General features: G+C 68.8%; 12 protein-coding genes, 1 tRNA gene and 1 pseudogene. 9 read left to right on the plus strand and 5 right to left on the minus strand.

Annotated features, from left to right (window positions below; translation table 11 throughout):
* Positions 1 to 897, minus strand: a pseudogene (locus tag EJK91_RS21640) (PGRS repeat-containing protein); the annotation flags it as partial.
* Positions 898 to 1,053: 156 nt separating this feature from the next.
* Positions 1,054 to 1,875: a formate dehydrogenase accessory sulfurtransferase FdhD gene (gene fdhD, locus EJK91_RS03015; protein ID WP_125078224.1), complete on the minus strand. Its 822-nt coding sequence runs from the start codon at positions 1,873 to 1,875 to the stop codon at positions 1,054 to 1,056.
* Between the two features lie 90 nt (positions 1,876 to 1,965).
* On the opposite strand from fdhD, the gene fdh reads away from it, so the two are divergent.
* Genes fdh through nrfD form a run of 3 tightly spaced genes read left to right on the plus strand, consistent with a single transcriptional unit; the run spans position 1,966 to position 7,279 of the window.
* A complete protein-coding gene (fdh, locus tag EJK91_RS03025) occupies positions 1,966 to 5,256 on the plus strand; it encodes a formate dehydrogenase (protein WP_241178611.1) in 3,291 nt (1,096 codons plus the stop codon).
* The gene (locus EJK91_RS03030) at positions 5,256 to 6,227 is read left to right on the plus strand and encodes a 4Fe-4S dicluster domain-containing protein (RefSeq protein WP_125078226.1); all 972 of its coding nucleotides are present in this window, start codon (positions 5,256 to 5,258) and stop codon (positions 6,225 to 6,227) included. Before fdh ends, EJK91_RS03030 begins: the two co-directional genes overlap by 1 nt.
* Entirely contained in the window at positions 6,224 to 7,279 is a 1,056-nt protein-coding gene (gene nrfD / locus EJK91_RS03035) for an NrfD/PsrC family molybdoenzyme membrane anchor subunit (protein WP_125078227.1), read from the plus strand. The genes EJK91_RS03030 and nrfD overlap by 4 nt, the downstream gene beginning before the upstream one ends.
* Positions 7,280 to 7,295: 16 nt before the next feature.
* Here nrfD and EJK91_RS03040 read toward each other — a convergent pair whose 3' ends face one another.
* Positions 7,296 to 7,715, minus strand: coding sequence for a hypothetical protein (locus tag EJK91_RS03040; RefSeq protein ID WP_024441430.1), 420 nt, complete (start codon positions 7,713 to 7,715; stop codon positions 7,296 to 7,298).
* A gap of 30 nt (positions 7,716 to 7,745) precedes the next feature.
* The gene (gene selD / locus EJK91_RS03045; RefSeq protein ID WP_125078228.1) at positions 7,746 to 8,726 is read right to left on the minus strand and encodes a selenide, water dikinase SelD; all 981 of its coding nucleotides are present in this window, start codon (positions 8,724 to 8,726) and stop codon (positions 7,746 to 7,748) included.
* A 175-nt stretch (positions 8,727 to 8,901) separates the two neighbouring features.
* Here selD and EJK91_RS03050 point away from each other — a divergent pair.
* The 3 genes from EJK91_RS03050 (at position 8,902) to selB (ending at position 12,125) form a co-directional block, all read left to right on the plus strand.
* Positions 8,902 to 8,996 (plus strand) — tRNA-Sec (locus EJK91_RS03050).
* A 22-nt stretch (positions 8,997 to 9,018) separates the two neighbouring features.
* Entirely contained in the window at positions 9,019 to 10,326 is a 1,308-nt protein-coding gene (gene selA, locus EJK91_RS03055) for an L-seryl-tRNA(Sec) selenium transferase (protein WP_125078229.1), read from the plus strand.
* 2 nt (positions 10,327 to 10,328) lie between these two features.
* Entirely contained in the window at positions 10,329 to 12,125 is a 1,797-nt protein-coding gene (selB, locus tag EJK91_RS03060) for a selenocysteine-specific translation elongation factor (protein ID WP_125078258.1), read from the plus strand.
* Positions 12,126 to 12,258: 133 nt separating this feature from the next.
* Here the strand turns inward: selB and EJK91_RS03065 are convergent, their stop codons facing one another.
* Positions 12,259 to 12,834 carry a VOC family protein gene (locus EJK91_RS03065; RefSeq protein ID WP_024441426.1) on the minus strand — a complete coding sequence of 192 codons (576 nt, stop codon included), beginning with the start codon at positions 12,832 to 12,834 and terminating at the stop codon, positions 12,259 to 12,261.
* A gap of 91 nt (positions 12,835 to 12,925) precedes the next feature.
* Here EJK91_RS03065 and EJK91_RS03070 point away from each other — a divergent pair, with 91 nt between their 5' ends.
* From EJK91_RS03070 to EJK91_RS03080, 3 genes are read left to right on the plus strand one after another with little or no spacing between them, the layout of a single operon-like run.
* Positions 12,926 to 13,567 (plus strand): TetR/AcrR family transcriptional regulator, encoded by a 642-nt coding sequence (locus EJK91_RS03070; protein WP_241178612.1) that lies wholly within the window; start codon positions 12,926 to 12,928, stop codon positions 13,565 to 13,567.
* A gap of 2 nt (positions 13,568 to 13,569) precedes the next feature.
* Positions 13,570 to 14,517: a 2-hydroxyacid dehydrogenase gene (locus EJK91_RS03075; protein ID WP_192830939.1), complete on the plus strand. Its 948-nt coding sequence runs from the start codon at positions 13,570 to 13,572 to the stop codon at positions 14,515 to 14,517.
* 60 nt (positions 14,518 to 14,577) lie between these two features.
* A complete protein-coding gene (locus tag EJK91_RS03080) occupies positions 14,578 to 16,776 on the plus strand; it encodes an acyl-CoA dehydrogenase (protein WP_125078231.1) in 2,199 nt (732 codons plus the stop codon).
* Positions 16,777 to 16,850: the final 74 nt, after the last annotated feature.

Raw genomic sequence — 16,850 nt, forward strand, 5'->3', positions numbered from 1 at the left:
GCTGCCACTCACCGCAGCCCCGTCGCCACCGGTGCCACCGTCGCCGCCGTTACCGCCGTTGCCGTAGCCCAGGGACGCACCGTTACCGCCGGCGCCACCGTTACCAGCAGCGCTCCCGGCTCCAGCGGACACACCCTGGACGCCGAGCAGGCCAAGGCCGCCGTCGCCGCCATTGCCCCCGTTGCCGAACCAGGAGCCGGCGCTACCGCCCGCGCCGCCGTCACCACCGGGCACCGCAACGCCGGTGGAATCACCACCGGCACCGCCATTGCCCCCGTTGCCGAACATGGTTCCGCCGTCACCGCCGGCACCACCCGTCGCGCCGGCCGCACCCGCACCGCCATCGCCGCCGTCACCGAACATTCCGGCCGAACCACCGGCCCAGCCGACGCCATCGTTCACGCCGGCCTCGCCGTCAGCTCCGGCTCCGCCGTTTCCGAACAGGAACCCGCCGTCGCCGAGGTCACCGAACATTCCGGTGCTGCCCAGCAGTGAGGTGTTCGCGTCGGTGAAGTCGTCGAGGCCGTTGCCGATCAGGTCGCGCCCGAACAGATACACGAACGGTTCGTTGATCATTTCGGCCAGCTGCATGCCCGAAGCACTGGCAAGCCAGTCCTGGAGCGAGTCGTTGATCGACTGCCAGAAGTCGAGCGGGCCCGCGTCGGCGCTGCCCAGGGCGACGCCGAGATCGGCGAAGTCACCGAATGCATCGTTTGCCTGACCGCCGGCGAACACATCGCCGATCGGGTCGACGAACAGATCCCACAGATCGGCGTGGGCTGACGGCGCGAGGCTGATTGGCGCCAATCCGGCGACCAGGAACACTCCAGTCGTCATGCCGGTGCTGATCAGGCGCCTGTTGGTCCGGCGACTCCGGTCCTGACGGTGACTGGCCATCGGGCGCCTCCTTAGGTTTCCGACCAGGGATTACTCAGTCTGCTCACACTAATCCCTATATCGAAAAAGCGACACTGATCAGCCTCTACCGTCCGCGGTTGCGGGTGATTTGCCGGGGTTGTCGCGTGAATGCGCGTAGCGCCCCCACCCGCAGGATCAGCCGGTGATCCGGTCGGCCCGGCTGTAGATGTTCATCGAGTCGCCACGAAGAAACGCGACCAATGTCAGCCCGCATTCGCCGGCCAAATCGACCGCCAACGACGATGGTGCGGAGACCGCGGCCAGTATGGGCACCCCGGCCATCACCGCCTTCTGGGTCAGCTCGAACGACGCGCGCCCACTGACCAGCAGCACCGTCCCGGCCAGCGGTATCCGGCGCCGCTCCAGTGCCCAGCCGATCACCTTGTCGACGGCGTTGTGCCGGCCGATGTCCTCGCGCACCACCTGCATCGCGCCGCCGTCGGTGAAGTCGAAAAGAGCCGCGGCATGCAAGCCGCCGGTGCTGGCGAAGACGTCCTGCGCGGCGCGCAGTTGATCGGGCATCGCGGTCAGCGCCGCCGCGGAAACTCCGACCGGGTCGTCGCCCGGGTGATACCGGCTGGCGAGCCGTACCGCGTCCAGTGAGGCCTTACCGCAGATGCCGCACGATGAGCTGGCGTAGAAGTTCCGGGAGATGTCGACCACCGGCGGCGGCACGTTCGGTGCCAGCGTCACATCGAGCACGTTGTAGCTGTTGGGGCCGTCCGACTCGCCGCAGTACCGCGCGCTCAGCACGTCGTCACGCCCGGCGATGATCCCCTCCGACAGCAGAAAGCCCTGCGCCAGCTCGACATCGGAACCGGGCGTGCGCATGGTGACGGTGAGCGGCACACCACCCAGCCGGATCTCCAGAGGTTCCTCCACCGCCAGCGTCTCGAGCCGCTGCGTCGCCTCCCCTCCGACTCGGCGGCTGACCCGCCGACGCTGCGTCCGACTCATCGCTCCATCATCCCGGGTCGGCTTCGAGAGCCGTGCCAGGTTGGCACCGAACAGCACATAACGCCAGCACAGCGGGACTACGCTGCAAGGATGGTTCAGCGAAAATTCCTGGAGTGGCCGGTAATCCGGCAACTGCGCACCGGCGACGTGTTCGGCCGCGGGCCGGCGGTCACCTCCGAACAGACCCGCAGCATCGCACCGCGAACCGCCACCGCCGATCGAGTGGTGCAAAGCGTCTGTCCTTATTGCGCGGTCGGCTGCGGCCAGCGTGTCTACGTCAAGGACGAGAAGGTCGTGCAGATCGAGGGCGATCCCGATTCGCCGATCTCACGGGGGCGGCTGTGCCCGAAAGGCTCGGCCAGCGAGCAGTTGGTCAACTCACCCGGCCGGCAGATCCGGGTGCTCTACCGGGCGCCCCGCGCCACGGGCTGGCAGCCGCTGGAGCTCGACACCGCCATCGACATGGTCGCCCAGAGGTTCATCGCCTCGCGGCGTAACGCATGGCAGGACCACGACGCCGAGGGCCGGCCGCTGCGGCGCACCATGGGTATCGCCTCGCTGGGCGGCGCGACACTGGACAACGAAGAGAACTACATAATCAAGAAACTCTTCACCGCCGCAGGCGTGATACAGGTCGACAACCAAGCGCGTATTTGACACTCCGCCACGGTTCCCGGTCTGGGAGCCTCCTTCGGTCGCGGTGGAGCGACGCAAACCCTGCAAGACATGGCGAATGCCGACTGCATCGTCATCCAGGGCTCGAACATGGCCGAGTGCCACCCGGTGGGGTTCCAGTGGGTGGAGGAGGCCAAGGCCCGCGGCGCGGTGGTGATCCACGTCGACCCGCGGTTCACCCGAACGTCGGCGGTGTGCGACAAGCACATTCCGATCCGGGCCGGCTCCGACGTGGTGCTGCTGGGTGCGCTGATCAATCACGTGCTCACCCACGACCTGTGGTTCCGTGAGTACGTGCTCGCCTACACCAATGCCGCGACGCTGATCAGCGAGGACTTCCGCGACACCGAGGATTTGGGCGGGCTGTTCTCCGGCTTCGATCCGCAGACCGGGCACTACGACCCGTCGAGTTGGGCCTATCAAAGTCGAGGAGCCGGTGAAGAGGACATCGGCTCGCCCGGGGGTGGCCATGAGCACGGGACCAGTGCGTCGGCACGTTCGGCCGGTGAGACGCTCGGGAGCGGCGGTCCGGCACTCGAACACGCCCGCGTGCGGCGCGATGAGACGCTGCAGCACCCGCGCACCGTATTCCAGATCCTCAAGCGGCATTACGCGCGCTACACGCCGGAGATGGTTCGCGACGTCTGCGGTCTCGACCCCGCGATGTTCGACTACCTGGCCCGTGCGGTCACGGCCAACTCCGGGCGCGAACGCACCACCTGTTTCGCCTACGCGGTGGGCTGGACGCAGCACACCCTGGGCGCGCAGTACATCCGCACCGCGGCGATCCTGCAGCTGCTGCTGGGAAACGTGGGCCGGCCCGGCGGCGGCATCATGGCGCTGCGCGGGCACGCCAGCATTCAGGGTTCCACCGACATCCCCACGCTCTACGACATGCTCCCCGGCTATCTGCCGATGCCCAAGGCCGGACGCGACGACACCCTGCAGCAGTACTTAGACCGCGTCGGATCCAAGAGCCAGAAGGGCTTTTGGGCCAACGCCGACGCGTATCTGGTCAGCCTGCTCAAGGCATGGTGGGGCGACGCCGCGACCGCCGACAACGACTGGGCTTATGACTACCTGCCCCGGCTGACCGGACCACACGGCACCTACCAGGCGGTGACCGGGATGCTCAACGACGAAGTGGAGGGCTACTTCCTGCTCGGTCAGAACCCGGCCGTCGGTTCGGCGAACGGCCGGCAACAACGGTTGGGTATGTCGCACCTGAAGTGGCTGGTGGTGCGGGATCTGAACATGATCGAGTCGGCCACCTGGTGGAAGGACGGCCCGGAGATCGCCTCCGGCGAGCTGTGCACGCACGACAACGAGACCGAGGTGTTCTTCCTGCCCGCGGCCAGTCATGTGGAGAAGGCCGGCACGTTCACCCAAACTCAGCGTCTGCTGCAATGGCGTCATCAGGCCGTCGCCCCGCCGGGGGACTGCATCAGTGAGCTGGAGTTCTTTATCAAGCTGGGCAACCGAATTCGTGCTCACCTGGCCGGCTCCACAGATCCGCGGGACCGCCCGCTGTTGGATCTGGCCTGGGACTACCCGGTCAATGAGCACGGTGAGCCCGACCCAGAGTTCGTGCTGGCCGAGATCAACGGCCATCAGCTCACCGGCGATGGCGCGGGTGCGCCGTTGTCCTCTTACACCGAGCTGCGCGCCGACGGATCTACCGCAGGAGGCTGCTGGATCTATTCGGGGGTGTACGCCGATGGCGTCAACCGGGCGGCCCGCCGGGTGCCCCGTGGCGGGCCAAGCCCCAGCCAGTCCGAATGGGGCTGGGCCTGGCCGGCGGATCGGCGGATCCTCTACAACCGCGCCTCGGCGGATCCGGCCGGGGTGCCGTGGAGCGAGCGCAAGCGCTACGTCTGGTGGGACGAGCAGCTGCACCGATGGGTGGGCGACGACGTGCCGGACTTCGTGGTCGACCGTGCGCCGGGCGCTCGACCGAATTCGGCGTTGGGCGGTCCCGATGCGTTGGCCGGCGACGACCCGTTCGTCATGCAATCCGACGGCAAGGGTTGGTTGTTCGCACCCAAGGGCGTGGTGGACGGGCCGCTGCCCACCCACTACGAGCCGCAGGAGTCACCGGTCGCCAACGCGGTCTATCGTCAGCAGCGCAACCCCGCTCGAATCACGTTCCCCCGCAAGGACAATCTTTCGGCACCCAGTGCCGGTGAGCCGGGCGCCGACGTCTACCCCTACGTGTTCACCACCTATCGACTGACCGAGCATCACACCGCGGGCGGCATGAGCCGCTGGCTGCCCTACCTGGCCGAGCTGCAGCCGGAGATGTTCTGCGAGGTCTCCCCAGCGCTGGCCGCCGAGCGGGGTCTGGAGAACTTCGGCTGGGTCACCATTATTTCGCCGCGGGCGGCGATCGAGGCGCGGGTGCTGGTGACCGACCGGATGACGCCATTGAGCGTGGGCGGCCACACGGTGCACCAGATCGGACTGCCCTACCACTGGGGGGTCGGCGGCGACGCGATGGTCAGCGGCGACGCCGCCAACGATCTGCTCGGGGTGACCCTGGATCCCAACGTGCAGATCCAGGAATCCAAGGCCGGTTCCTGCGATATCCGACCGGGCCGGCGGCCGCGGGGCGCGGAACTGTTCCGCCTGATCTACGAGTATCAAAGCCGTTCCGGCACCACACCGGAGACCGGCAATGCGGCTGTCGATCCAGAAGGGCGGGACTGATGGGCCAATTGTCCGGGCCGACCGACCCGGCCGCCGACGCCAGGTGGTCGCCACAACGCCCCCGCAAGGGGTTCTTCACCGACACCTCGATCTGTATCGGTTGCAAGGCCTGCGAGGTGGCGTGCAAGGAGTGGAACCACAACCCGGCCGACGGACCGCTGGAGTTGCTCGGGTCGTCCTACGACAACACCGGCGCGCTGGGCGCCAGCACATGGCGGCACGTGGCGTTCATCGAGCAGAGCCGTGACCGCATCGAGGAGGCCCGCGAATCCGGCCGGCGGCTGATCAGCCTGGGGATGCCCAAGATGCCCCATGACCGAGAAGCCGCAACGGACGGCGCGCCACCCGACACCGATCAGTTCCGCTGGCTGATGGCCTCGGACGTCTGCAAACACTGCACGCACGCCGGGTGTCTGGACGTGTGCCCCACGGGCTCGTTGTTCCGCACCGAGTTCGGCACGGTGGTGGTGCAGGCCGACGTCTGTAACGGCTGCGGCAACTGTGTGCCGGCGTGCCCGTTCGGAGTGATCGAGCGTCGCACCGACGGCACCGCCGCGCCGAAGACCGGCCGCGACCCGACCCCGGTGCCCAACACCGGGGTCGCCCAGAAGTGCACGCTCTGCTACGACCGGCTGGTCGACGGCCAGACACCGGCGTGCGCGCAGACCTGCCCGACGGAGTCCATCCGGTTCGGCGATCACGACGACCTGGTGCAGCGGGCCCGGCAACGGGTGGCCCAGCTGCATGCGCAGGGCCGCACCGAGGCCCGGCTCTACGGCGCCAATGAGCATGACGGGGTCGGCGGCACCGGCTCGGTCTTCCTGCTGCTCGACGAGCCGGAGGTCTACGGCCTGCCGCCCGACCCCCGGGTGGGCACCGCCGACCTGCCGGCGATGTTCAAACGCTCGGCGCTGGCCGCGACCGGCATGCTGGCCGCCGCGGCGGTCGCCTTCTGGGGAGGACGCTCATGAGCGCGGTGTCCGAAGGACCGCGCCGCGGCGGCGGCAGGCGCCGMCGCCGGGGCGGGGGGGACGGCGGGCGTGAGATGCCGATGGTCCCCGACGTGCAGTTCAGCTCCTACTACGGCCGGCCGGTGGTCAAACCCGCACCGTGGTCACACGAGATCGCGGCCTACCTGTTCCTCGGCGGCGTGGCGGGTGGCTCCGGTCTGCTGGCCGCCGGCGCCCAGTTGACCGGCCGAAAAGTGTTGCGGCGCAATTCGCGGCTGGCGGCGCTGGCGGCGATCGTGCTGAGCGCGGCGGCCCTGATCAGCGACCTCGGCCGCCCGGAGCGCTTTTTCAACATGCTGCGCACCATCAAGCTGACATCGCCGATGAGCCTGGGTTCGTGGATCCTGGCGGGGTTCGGCGCGGGCACGTCGGTGGCTGCCGCCGCCGAGTTGGATCGGTTGACCGGTCGGCGGTTACCGCTGGGCCCGCTGCGCGGCGTGCTGCACGCGGCCGAGCGGCCGGCCGGCTTGGAGGCTGCGGTGTTCGCGGCGCCACTGGCCGTCTACACCGCGGTGTTGCTGGCCGATACCGCGACGCCGACCTGGCATGGCGCGCACCGTGATTTGCCGTTTGTGTTCGTCAGCTCGGCGAGCCTGGCCTCGGGTGGCTTGGCCATGCTGACCACCCCGGTACGTGAAGCCGGGCCGGCCCGGCGCCTGGCGGTGCTCGGGGTGCTCGGCGATGTCATCGCCACCAGGGCCATAGAGCATCGGATGGACCCGATCGCCGCCGAGCCGCTGCATGAGGGCCGGGCGGGGGCGATGCTGCGGTGGAGCGAACGGCTGGCGATCGCCGGAGGTGTGGGGACGCTCCTGGGCGGGCGCAGGCGCGGCGTGGCGGCATTGGCGGGGCTGGCGCTGCTGGGCGCCTCGGCGCTGACCCGCTTCGGGGTGTTCGAAGCCGGCATGGCGTCGGCGAAGGACCCGCGCTACACCATCGAGCCGCAGAAGCGCCGGCTGGCGGAGCGTCAGGCGGCGGGGATCACCGGGGATTCGATCACCACGGCTGACTAGGGCCCGCCGGGATGGGTCAGCCCAGCTGGTGCAGCTGAAAGGGCGTGGAGGACAGGGTACTTCCCGGGCATTCCCCGTTGGAGCTGTTGGTGACCACACCACCGAGCGAAACCGGGTCGATCGACACCCGGATGATGGTCGGCGCGTAGTTGCCGTCCGCGCAGATCGCCCCGTCCGGTTTGGTGACGCTGAACTGCCAGCGCCCGTCGATCAGGCTCATGGGACTGGTCCAGCCCTGATTACTGGACACGGTCCCATTGCAGTCGGCCTGACTGCAGCTGGTGGCGATCGTCCAGGCGAACTCCTGGTCGGCGCCCTGGTATTCGCCGTTGAGCAGCGGCGGATCGGCGTATGCCGGCCCGGCGGCGATGGCTGCGGCGGCGCAGATGGCCACCGTGCGAGACGAGTTGCGAACAATGCGCCGAGAAAGGTTCATGGTGATCGAGGAACTTATCAGAGTTGCAGCTCATAACACGTCAATTCCGCTGCCCGCCACGGTATGTCCGATCACCGGGTGGCCGGGTAGCTCTCCGGCGACGAGCAGACCCCCGGAGGTCTGGGCGTCGGCCAGCAGCAGCAGGTCGTCTTCACTGATTCCGGGACCGGGGCGCAGGTGTGGACGCACCCAGTCCAGGTTGCGGCGCGTGCCGCCGGAGACGTAGCCGTCACGTAGTGCTTCTTGCGCCCCGGTGATCATCGGCACCGCAGATCGGTCGAGCACCGCACCCACCCCCGACGCCCGGCACATCTTGTACAGATGGCCGAGCAGCCCGAACCCGGTGACGTCGGTGGCCGCCCTGACCCCCAGCGACAAGGCGGCTTCGGCGGCGTCTCGGTTGAGCCCCACCATGGTCGCGATCGCCTCGTCGAACACCTCGCCGGTGCGCTTGTGCCGGTTGTTGAGCAACCCCACCCCCAGCGGCTTGGTCAGCGTCAGTGGTAGGCCAGGCAGCGCGGCATCGTTGCGCAGCAACCTGTTCGGGTCGGCTACCCCGGTGACGGCCATGCCGTACTTGGGCTCCGGGTCGTCGATCGAATGGCCGCCGATCACCGGGCAGCCCGCCTGTTCGGCCACCGCCAGACCGCCGCGCAGCACCTCGGTCATCAGCTCCAGGGGCAGCGTTTCCCGCGGCCAGCCGACCAGGTTGATCGCCACCACCGGGCGCCCGCCCATCGCATAGATGTCCGAGAGCGCGTTCGCGGCAGCAATCCGGCCCCAGTCATAAGCGTCGTCGACGACGGGGGTGAAAAAGTCTGCGGTGGACAGCACGGCGAGGTCATCCCGCACCAAAACAGCCGCAGCGTCATCGCCGTCGTCGAGGCCGACCAGAACGTTCTTCCCGGACTGCCCGGTCAAACCGCGCACCGCGTCTTCCAGCTCGCCGGGGGGAATCTTGCACGCGCATCCGCCGCCGTGGGCATAGCCGGTCAATCGCATCTCGGTCATGCGTCCATGATGAGCTGTTGGGCCCCCGCGCGGGACATACCGATCAACATGTCTCCCGGAACGCGTTCGGCAGCGCTCGGGTTCTGCCCTGGAGGGTCAACCTCGGGCTGGGCGCATTTCTCGCCTGGCCGGTCGTTATCGCGCCAGAATCGGCCGAAGGTCTAGGTTGATCAGCGGAGGCGTCTGAGTCCTGGTGGGCTCCCCGGTCTTCAAAACCGGTGAGGCCGAGTAGCTCGGCCTGGCGGGTTCGATTCCCGTCCGCCTCCGCCAGCCGCGTATCGGAGGAGGAGCCGTGACCGACACCGATCCGCGCCGCGCCATTCCACGCACCGATGCACTGTTGCTGCTGCCCGCGGTTCGCGCCGCCCGTGCCCGACTGGGCGAGCATGTGGTCCGCGGCTTGGTGCGTGCCGCCCAGGACCGGGCGCGACGCGGCGAACTGGCGCCAGAACAGGTTGAAAGCACTGTCCTGGAAGGTCTTTCAGGACAGCACGGCACGACGTTGCGGCCGGTGCACAATGCCACCGGGGTGGTGGTGCACACCAACCTGGGGCGAGCGCCGCTCTCAGCGGCCGCGGTCGAGGCGCTGGTGGCGGCCAGCGGGTACGTCGACGTCGAGTTGGACCTGGTCTCCGGCGCGCGCTCCAAACGTGGTGTCGCGGCGCGGACCGCCCTGCTGGCGGCCTGCCCGGCCGCCGAAGACGCCCTGGTGGTCAACAACGGTGCCGCGGCCCTGGTGCTGGCCACCACGGCACTGGCCGCCGGCCGGGAGGTGGTGGTCAGCCTGGGCGAACTGATCGAGATCGGGGCCGGATTCCGGCTACCGGACCTGATCGCCTCCACCGGGGCGCGGCTGCGAGAGGTCGGCACCACCAACCGCACCCACCTGCGCGATTATGCCGAGGCCGTCGGGCCGCAGACCGGGTGCATTCTCAAGGTGCATCCCAGCAATTTCGCCGTCCACGGGTTCACCGCGGCGGTGGGGGTGGCGCAATTGCGGCCACTGGCAACCGAACACGACGTCGCCTTGGTGGCCGATCTCGGCAGTGGACTCCTGGCCCCCGATCCGCTGTTGCCTGACGAGCCGGATGCGGCGACCACGCTTGCCGCCGGCGCCGACATCGTGACCGCCAGCGGCGACAAGCTGCTCGGGGGGCCGCAGGCCGGGGTGATACTGGGCCGGGCCGGGCTGATCGCCCAGCTCGCTGGGCACCCGTTGGCCCGCGCGGTCCGCGCCGACAAACTCACCCTGGCCGCCCTCGAGGCCACGGTCTGCGGGGCCGCCGCACCGGTGACCCGGGCGCTGCACGCCGACCCCGACCAATTGCATGCCCGCGCCCAGCGGCTGGCAGCCGCCGTCGGTGCCACCGTCGTCTCCCACGACGGCCGCGTCGGCGGCGGCGGTGCCCCGGGAGTCCCGCTGCCGGGCTGGGCGGTCCGGCTGCCCGAGGCCGCGGCCACCGCGCTGCGCACCGGCGATCCCGCGGTGCTGCCACGGGTGCACGACGGCGCCTGCCTGATCGATCTGCGTTGTGTGCCGGAGGCCGAGGACGGTCGGTTGCTGACCGCGGTGCGGGCCGCGCTCGACCGGGTCGGGTGAGCGTGTTTGTAGTTGCCACCGCCGGCCACGTCGACCACGGCAAATCCACCCTGGTGCGGGCGCTCACCGGGATGGAGCCCGACCGTTGGGCCGAGGAACGACGGCGCGGACTGACCATCGACCTGGGTTTCGCCTGGACCGCGCTGCCGTCGGGGCGGCGGGTGGCTTTCGTCGATGTCCCGGGCCACGAACGGTTTCTGCCCAACACGTTGGCCGGCCTGGGACCGGCCTCGGTGGTGTGCTTCGTGGTCGCCGCCGACGAGGGCTGGCGGGCGCAGTCCGATGATCACCGTGACGCCATTGCGGCCCTGGGCATTACGCAGGGATTGGTGGTGCTCACCCGCGTCGACCGGGCCGGCGATCAACGTGTTGCTGAGGTGTCCGAACAGGTACGCACCGAGCTGGCCCGGACTGGTCTGCGTGACGCCCCGATCGTTGCCGTGTCAGCGCTGGACGGTACCGGCATGGACGCACTGCGTGCTGCGCTCGACGACCTGCTGGCCGAGCTGCCGGCGCCGTCGAGCGCGGGGCGCGTTCGGTTGTGGGTGGACCGCTCGTTCACCATCACCGGAGCCGGGACGGTGGTGACCGGCACCCTGACCGCGGGCGCGTTGGCCACCGGCGATCACCTGCAGTTGCTGGATCGTGGGCGTTCGCGCGCGGTGGTCATCCGCGGGCTGCAGAGCTGCGGCGAGGCGCATTCGGCACTGCGCCCCACCGTGCGGGTTGCAGTCAATCTGCGCGGGGCGTCATCCGGCGAGGTGCGCCGCGGGAACGCCCTGGTCAGCTCCGATGAGTGGCTGACCAGCACCGTGGTCGACGTCCGGCACAGCACCGGTTGTGCCCTGACCGAGGCACCCGAGCGACTTGTGGTGCACCTGGGCACGGCCGCAGTGCCCGCCCGGCTACGACTCCTTGACGCTGAGCACGCCAGGATCACTTTGGAACACCCACTCCCGCTGATGTTTTCCGATCGTCTGGCACTACGCGATCCGGGGGCCCGTCGCGTGCTGGGCGGGGTGGTGGTGCTCGACGCCGATCCGCCGGCGCTGCGGCGGCGCGGTGACGCGGCCCGTCGCGCCGACGAGCTCGCCGGCGCCGATCCGGCCGACCAGGCACTGCGGGTCATGGCCGAAGTGGCCCGCCGCGGCGCGGTCTCGCAGCGCCGGCTGCGGTTGCTCGGGTACGTGCTCCCCCCGGAACCGCCGGAGGCGAGGGCGATCGGCGGCTGGTGGGTGCACGCCGCGACGTATGAGGTTTGGCGGAACCGGTTGCAGGCCGCGGCACGTGAACTGCGCGAGCGTGATCCACTGTCCGCCGGGCTGTCGCGGGGCGCAGCGGCGGATCTGCTGTCGCTGCCGGATCCCGCACTGCTCGACGAGCTGATAGCCGGCGCGGGGTTGGCGCAGTATGACGGGCTGATTCGGCTGCCGGACGGGGCCGGCGATCTCGGCCCTGCCGAGGAGGCGATCGCCGAGTTGGAATCCCGGCTGGCGGCGGCCCCGTTTCACGCCCCGGAGGCCGACGACCTGTCCGCTTTGCACCTGGGTGTCCGGGAGCTGGCGGCGGCCGAACGGGTCGGGCGGTTGTTGCGGCTCGCCGAGAATCTGGTGCTGCTCCCGACTGCCCCGGCGTTGGCGATGCGTGAATTGGCTTCGCTGGCGCAGCCTTTCACCGCAACCCAGGCCAAGCAGGCGTTGAACACCACCCGACGGGTCGCGATCCCGCTGCTGGAACACCTCGATGCCCGAGGCTGGACCCGCCGAATCGATGCGGTGTACCGGGAAGTGGTGCGCTGATACAACGCCTGCTGTCTGCTAGCAACATGCCCGGTACGTCGCGATTGTGCGCCACCACGCCGGCCGCCGCCATCGGTACCTGCCTCGACGCCCCCGGCCGGGTGATCAGCCTTGCGCCGCGAAGACGCAGTTTCTAGGTGCTGGCCGGGACGCGCCGGTCGGCTGCCGTCTTGGGTGCGACATGCTCTTCGTCGCCGGTGAATTCCTTGGTCCAGCAGGCGAATTCCAGCGTGATTCCGTCGGGGTCCTGGAAGTAGAACGAGCGGACGTACACGCCCGGGTGCAGCGTCGGGCTGGCCTGCCACTCGGAATCGTCGTGGTTGAGCACCGGGCCGACCCGCACGCCCTTCTCTTTCAATCGCTGCCGGTAGGCGTCGAACTTGTCCGCCGGCACATGGAAGGCCAGGTGGTTGAGCGTGCTCACCGCACTGGTGATCTCGCCGATTCCGGGGATGGCCGCCGGCGATGAGATCCCGGGCACCCGGTCGGGGGCGTCGCGGAACCAGAAGAAGGCCACGCAGTCCCCATTACCGGCGTCGAAGAAGAAGTGCTGACCGATACCGGCGGGCAGGTCAAGCGACTTGATCAGGGGCATACCCAAGATGTTGCTGTAGAAGTCGACGGTGCGTTCCATGTCGGAGCACACCATCGCCACGTGGTTGATCCCGCTGATTTCGAATTCGGTGTTGACACCGTGCGGCTTGATCATGCGCGAACACTCCTCTGGTCAAGAACTGAAACTGAATCTAACATCAGATTCAGGTTTGATCCAGCCCTACCAAGACAGGAAGTGTGTTCCGGTGTCGACCAGCCCCGAGCAGCCTGGCCGCCGCGACCCGTTGCCGACACACCGGGGTCGACGCACCCAAGCCGCGATCGACGCCGCGGCGCGCGCGGTGATCGCTCGCAAGGGAGTTCTGGCAGCCACCATCGCCGACATCACGGCCGAGGCCGGCCGATCGGCCGCGTCGTTCTACAACTACTACGACTCCAAGGAGGCGATGGTCCGCGAATGGGCGCTGCGCTTCCGCGACGAGGCCGGCGAGCGCGCCTCCAGCACGGTGCGGCACGGCCAGTCCAACCGCGAACGGATCGAGCAGGCCACGGCCGCGCATTGGTACACCTACCGCAATCGGCTGGCAGAGATGGTCGGCGTCTCCCAGCTGGCCATGGTCAACGACGACTTCGCCCGGTATTGGGCGGAGATCTGCGCGGTTCCCGTCGGCTACATCACGGAAACGGTCAAGCGCGCCCAGTCCGAGGGGTACTGCACCGATGACGACCCGGCGTTGCTCGCGGTGGCGATCGTGTCGATGCTCAACCAGTTCTGTTATGTCCAGCTCGCCACCTTCCGCGACGACGACGGCCCCAATGACGCAGCGTGTATTCGTACGCTGGCCAACGTGTTCTATCGAGCCATCTACACCGAGGAGAACTCCTAAGCATGGTGTTGCGCGTGCTGGCGCACTTCATTCCTGGGCCGAAGGTCGAGGAATTCGTTGCACCCGAGTCTGATTGGCTGGACATCCGGTGGTGCGCCGCCGACGACGACGTCACGTTCCGTCGCGAGCTGGCTGATGCCGAGGTGCTCTGGCATGTACTGCGGCCGCTCTCGGGCGACGACTTGCGAAGCGGACCTCGACTGCGACTGGTGCACAAGTTCGGTGTCGGCATCAACACCATCGACGTCGACGTCGCGACCCAACGCGGCATCGCGGTATCCAACATGCCCGGCGCCAATGCCGCATCAGTCGCCGAGGGCACCGTGCTGCTGATGCTCGCCGTGCTGCGCCGACTGCTGCCGCTGGATCGTGCGACCCGCGAGGTCCGCGGTTGGCCGACCGACCCCGATCTCGGCGAGCGCTGCCGCGACATCGGCGGTTGCACCGTCGGCTTGGTCGGTTTCGGCAGTATCGCCCAGCGGGTGGGCGGGATCGTGGCCGCCATGGGCGCGCAGGTGCTGCACACCAGCACCCGCGATGACGGCACGCCCGGTTGGCGGCCGCTGCCGGAACTTCTGGCCGCATCGGACATCGTCTCGCTGCACGTTCCGCTGACCGACGCCACCGAGGGCTTGATCGACCGGACTGCCCTGGCGCAGATGAAACCCGAGGCCGTGCTGATCAACACCGCGCGCGGTCCGATCGTCGACGAAGCCGCATTGGCCGAAGCGCTGCGGGGCGGGCGGCTGGCCGGCGCCGGGCTCGATGTGTTCGCCGTCGAGCCGGTGACCTCGGACAATCCGCTGCTCGGGCTAGAGAACGTGGTGCTGACCCCGCACGTCAGCTGGTACACCGCCGACACCATGCGGCGTTACCTGGCTGCGGCGCTCGACAACTGCCGCCGGCTGCGCGACGGGCAGCCCCTGGCCCACGTCGTCAACCAACCGTAGTAGTCAACCAACCGACTGGTTGTTAGATTCACTTCACGTACACACCGAAAGGCGTAATCAATGCCGATAGCGATCACTTCTGAGCACCAAGACCTCGCCGATTCCGTGCGGTCCTTCGTGGCCCGGGCTGTGCCGTCCGAGATGCTGCACGCCGCGATGGACACCCCGATCCAGAATCCGCCGCCGTATTGGCGGGCCGCCGCCGAGCAGGGCCTGGCGGGCGTACACCTGGCCGAGGAAGCCGGCGGCCAGGGTTTCGGAATCCTGGAATTGGCGGTGGTGCTCGCCGAGTTCGGCTACGGGGCAGTGCCCGGGCCGTTTGTGCCGTCCGCGATCGCCAGCGCCCTGATCGCCGCAGACAATCCGGCCGCAGCCGAGCTGAGCGGGCTGGCCGGCGGAGAGGTGATCGCCAGCTACACCCTCAATCCGGGGTTGACCGGCACCGCTGCGGGGTCCGGTCTGGTGATCCGCGGCCAGGCCCGCGCCGTCGCGGCCGCCGCTGAAGCGTCGTTGCTGGTGGCGCCGGTGCTGGTCGACGGCGCCGAGGTGTGGGTGGCGCTGCCCGCCGACCAGCTCGAGATCGAGCCGGTGACGAGCGTGGACCCGCTGCGTCCCATCGCCCACGTCCGTGCCGACGGCGTCGAGATCGGCGACACCGCGGTCCTGCGTAACCTCTCGTCGGCGCGCGCGCACGCGCTGATCGCGACGCTGCTGTCTGCCGAGGCGGTCGGGGTGGCTCGCTGGGCCACCGACACCGCTGCGGACTACGCCAAGATCCGCGAGCAGTTCGGCCGGCCGATCGGCCAGTTCCAGGCCATCAAGCACAAGTGTGCGGAGATGATCGCCGACACCGAGCGCGCCACCGCCGCGGTGTGGGATGCCGCCCGCGCTATCGATGAGGCGAATGAGAATGGTTGGGAGGCTGCGGTTTCGACCGTGGAGTTCGCGACCGCTGTGGCGGCCACCCTGGCGCCGAGCGCCGCGCAGCACTGCACCCAGGACTGCATCCAGGTGCACGGCGGAATTGGTTTCACCTGGGAGCACGACGCGGGTGTGTACTACCGGCGAGCGCTGATACTGGCCGCCTCCTTCGGTTCCCGGTCCACCTACCCCCAACAGGTCGTCGACACCGCCACTGCCGGTGGGATGCGCAAGATCGACATCGACTTGGACTCCGATACCGCGAAGTTGCGCGGCGAGATCCGGGCGGAGGTCGCAGCGCTGAAGGCCATGGCGCACGACGAGCGCACGGTCGCGATCGCCGAGGGCGGCTGGGTGTTGCCCTACCTGCCGAAGCCGTGGGGGCGGGCCGCCGAGCCGATCGAGCAGATCATCATCGAGCAGGAGTTCACCACCGGCCGGGTGCGCCGCCAGGCGATGGGTATCGCTGCGTGGCTGATCCCGTCGATCGTGGCGTTCGGCACCGAGGAGCAGAAGCAGCGCTTTCTGCCACCGACGTTCCGCGGCGAGATGATCTGGTGCCAACTGTTTTCCGAACCCGGCGCCGGTTCAGACCTGGCCAGCCTGACCACCAAGGCAACCAAGGTCGACGGCGGCTGGCGGGTCAGCGGACAGAAGATCTGGACGTCGGCCGCGCAGTTCTCCTCGTGGGGGGCGCTACTGGCCAGGACCGACTCGAGCGCTCCGAAACATGACGGCATCACCTACTTCCTGCTGGATATGAAGGCCGAGGGCGTGACGGTCAGCCCGCTGCGTGAACTCACCGGCGGAGCGATGTTCAACACCGTGTTCATCGACGACGTGTTCATCCCGGACGAGCTGGTGCTCGGCGAGGTGAACCGTGGCTGGGAGGTCAGCCGTAACACGCTGACGGCTGAGCGGGTGTCGATCGGCGGATCCGAGATGCCGTTCCTGGCGAGCCTCGACGGCTTCGTGGAGTTCATCCGCGATGGCCAGTTCGATGGGGGCGAACAGCGCCGCGCCGGCCGGCTGATCGCCGAAGGGCACGCCGCCAAGCTGCTCAACTTGCGCTCGACGCTGCTGACCCTGGCGGGCAAGGACCCGATGCCGGCGGCTGCGGTGTCCAAGCTGCTGTCGATGCGCACCGGACAGGGCTACGCCGAGTTCGCGGTCGGCACGTTCGGCGGTGATGCCGCGATCGGCGATCGTGAGCAGCTGCCCGGCAAGTGGGCCGAGTACCTGTTGATGAGCCGGGCCACCACCATCTACGGCGGCACCTCGGAGATCCAGCTCAACATCATCGCCGAGCGTCTGCTTGGCCTCCCCCGCGACCCGTAAAGGGTCGCCAGAGGCGCCGAGTGTGCGGTTTCGGTGGCGAAAAGGCTCTTTTGCCAACGAAAACGCACACTCGG

The organism is Mycobacterium sp. P7213 (genome assembly GCF_900604305.1).
GTDB lineage: Bacteria > Actinomycetota > Actinomycetes > Mycobacteriales > Mycobacteriaceae > Mycobacterium.

Coding starts and splice junctions, on each gene's coding strand:
- fdhD (WP_125078224.1), bottom strand. CDS start 1,875: ATGAGTCGGACGCAGCGTCGGCGGGTCAGCCGCCGAGTCGGAGGGGAG.
- EJK91_RS03030 (WP_125078226.1), top strand. CDS start 5,256: ATGGGCCAATTGTCCGGGCCGACCGACCCGGCCGCCGACGCCAGGTGG.
- EJK91_RS03040 (WP_024441430.1), bottom strand. CDS start 7,715: ATGAACCTTTCTCGGCGCATTGTTCGCAACTCGTCTCGCACGGTGGCC.
- selD (WP_125078228.1), bottom strand. CDS start 8,726: ATGACCGAGATGCGATTGACCGGCTATGCCCACGGCGGCGGATGCGCG.
- EJK91_RS03065 (WP_024441426.1), bottom strand. CDS start 12,834: ATGATCAAGCCGCACGGTGTCAACACCGAATTCGAAATCAGCGGGATC.
- EJK91_RS03075 (WP_192830939.1), top strand. CDS start 13,570: ATGGTGTTGCGCGTGCTGGCGCACTTCATTCCTGGGCCGAAGGTCGAG.
- EJK91_RS03080 (WP_125078231.1), top strand. CDS start 14,578: ATGCCGATAGCGATCACTTCTGAGCACCAAGACCTCGCCGATTCCGTG.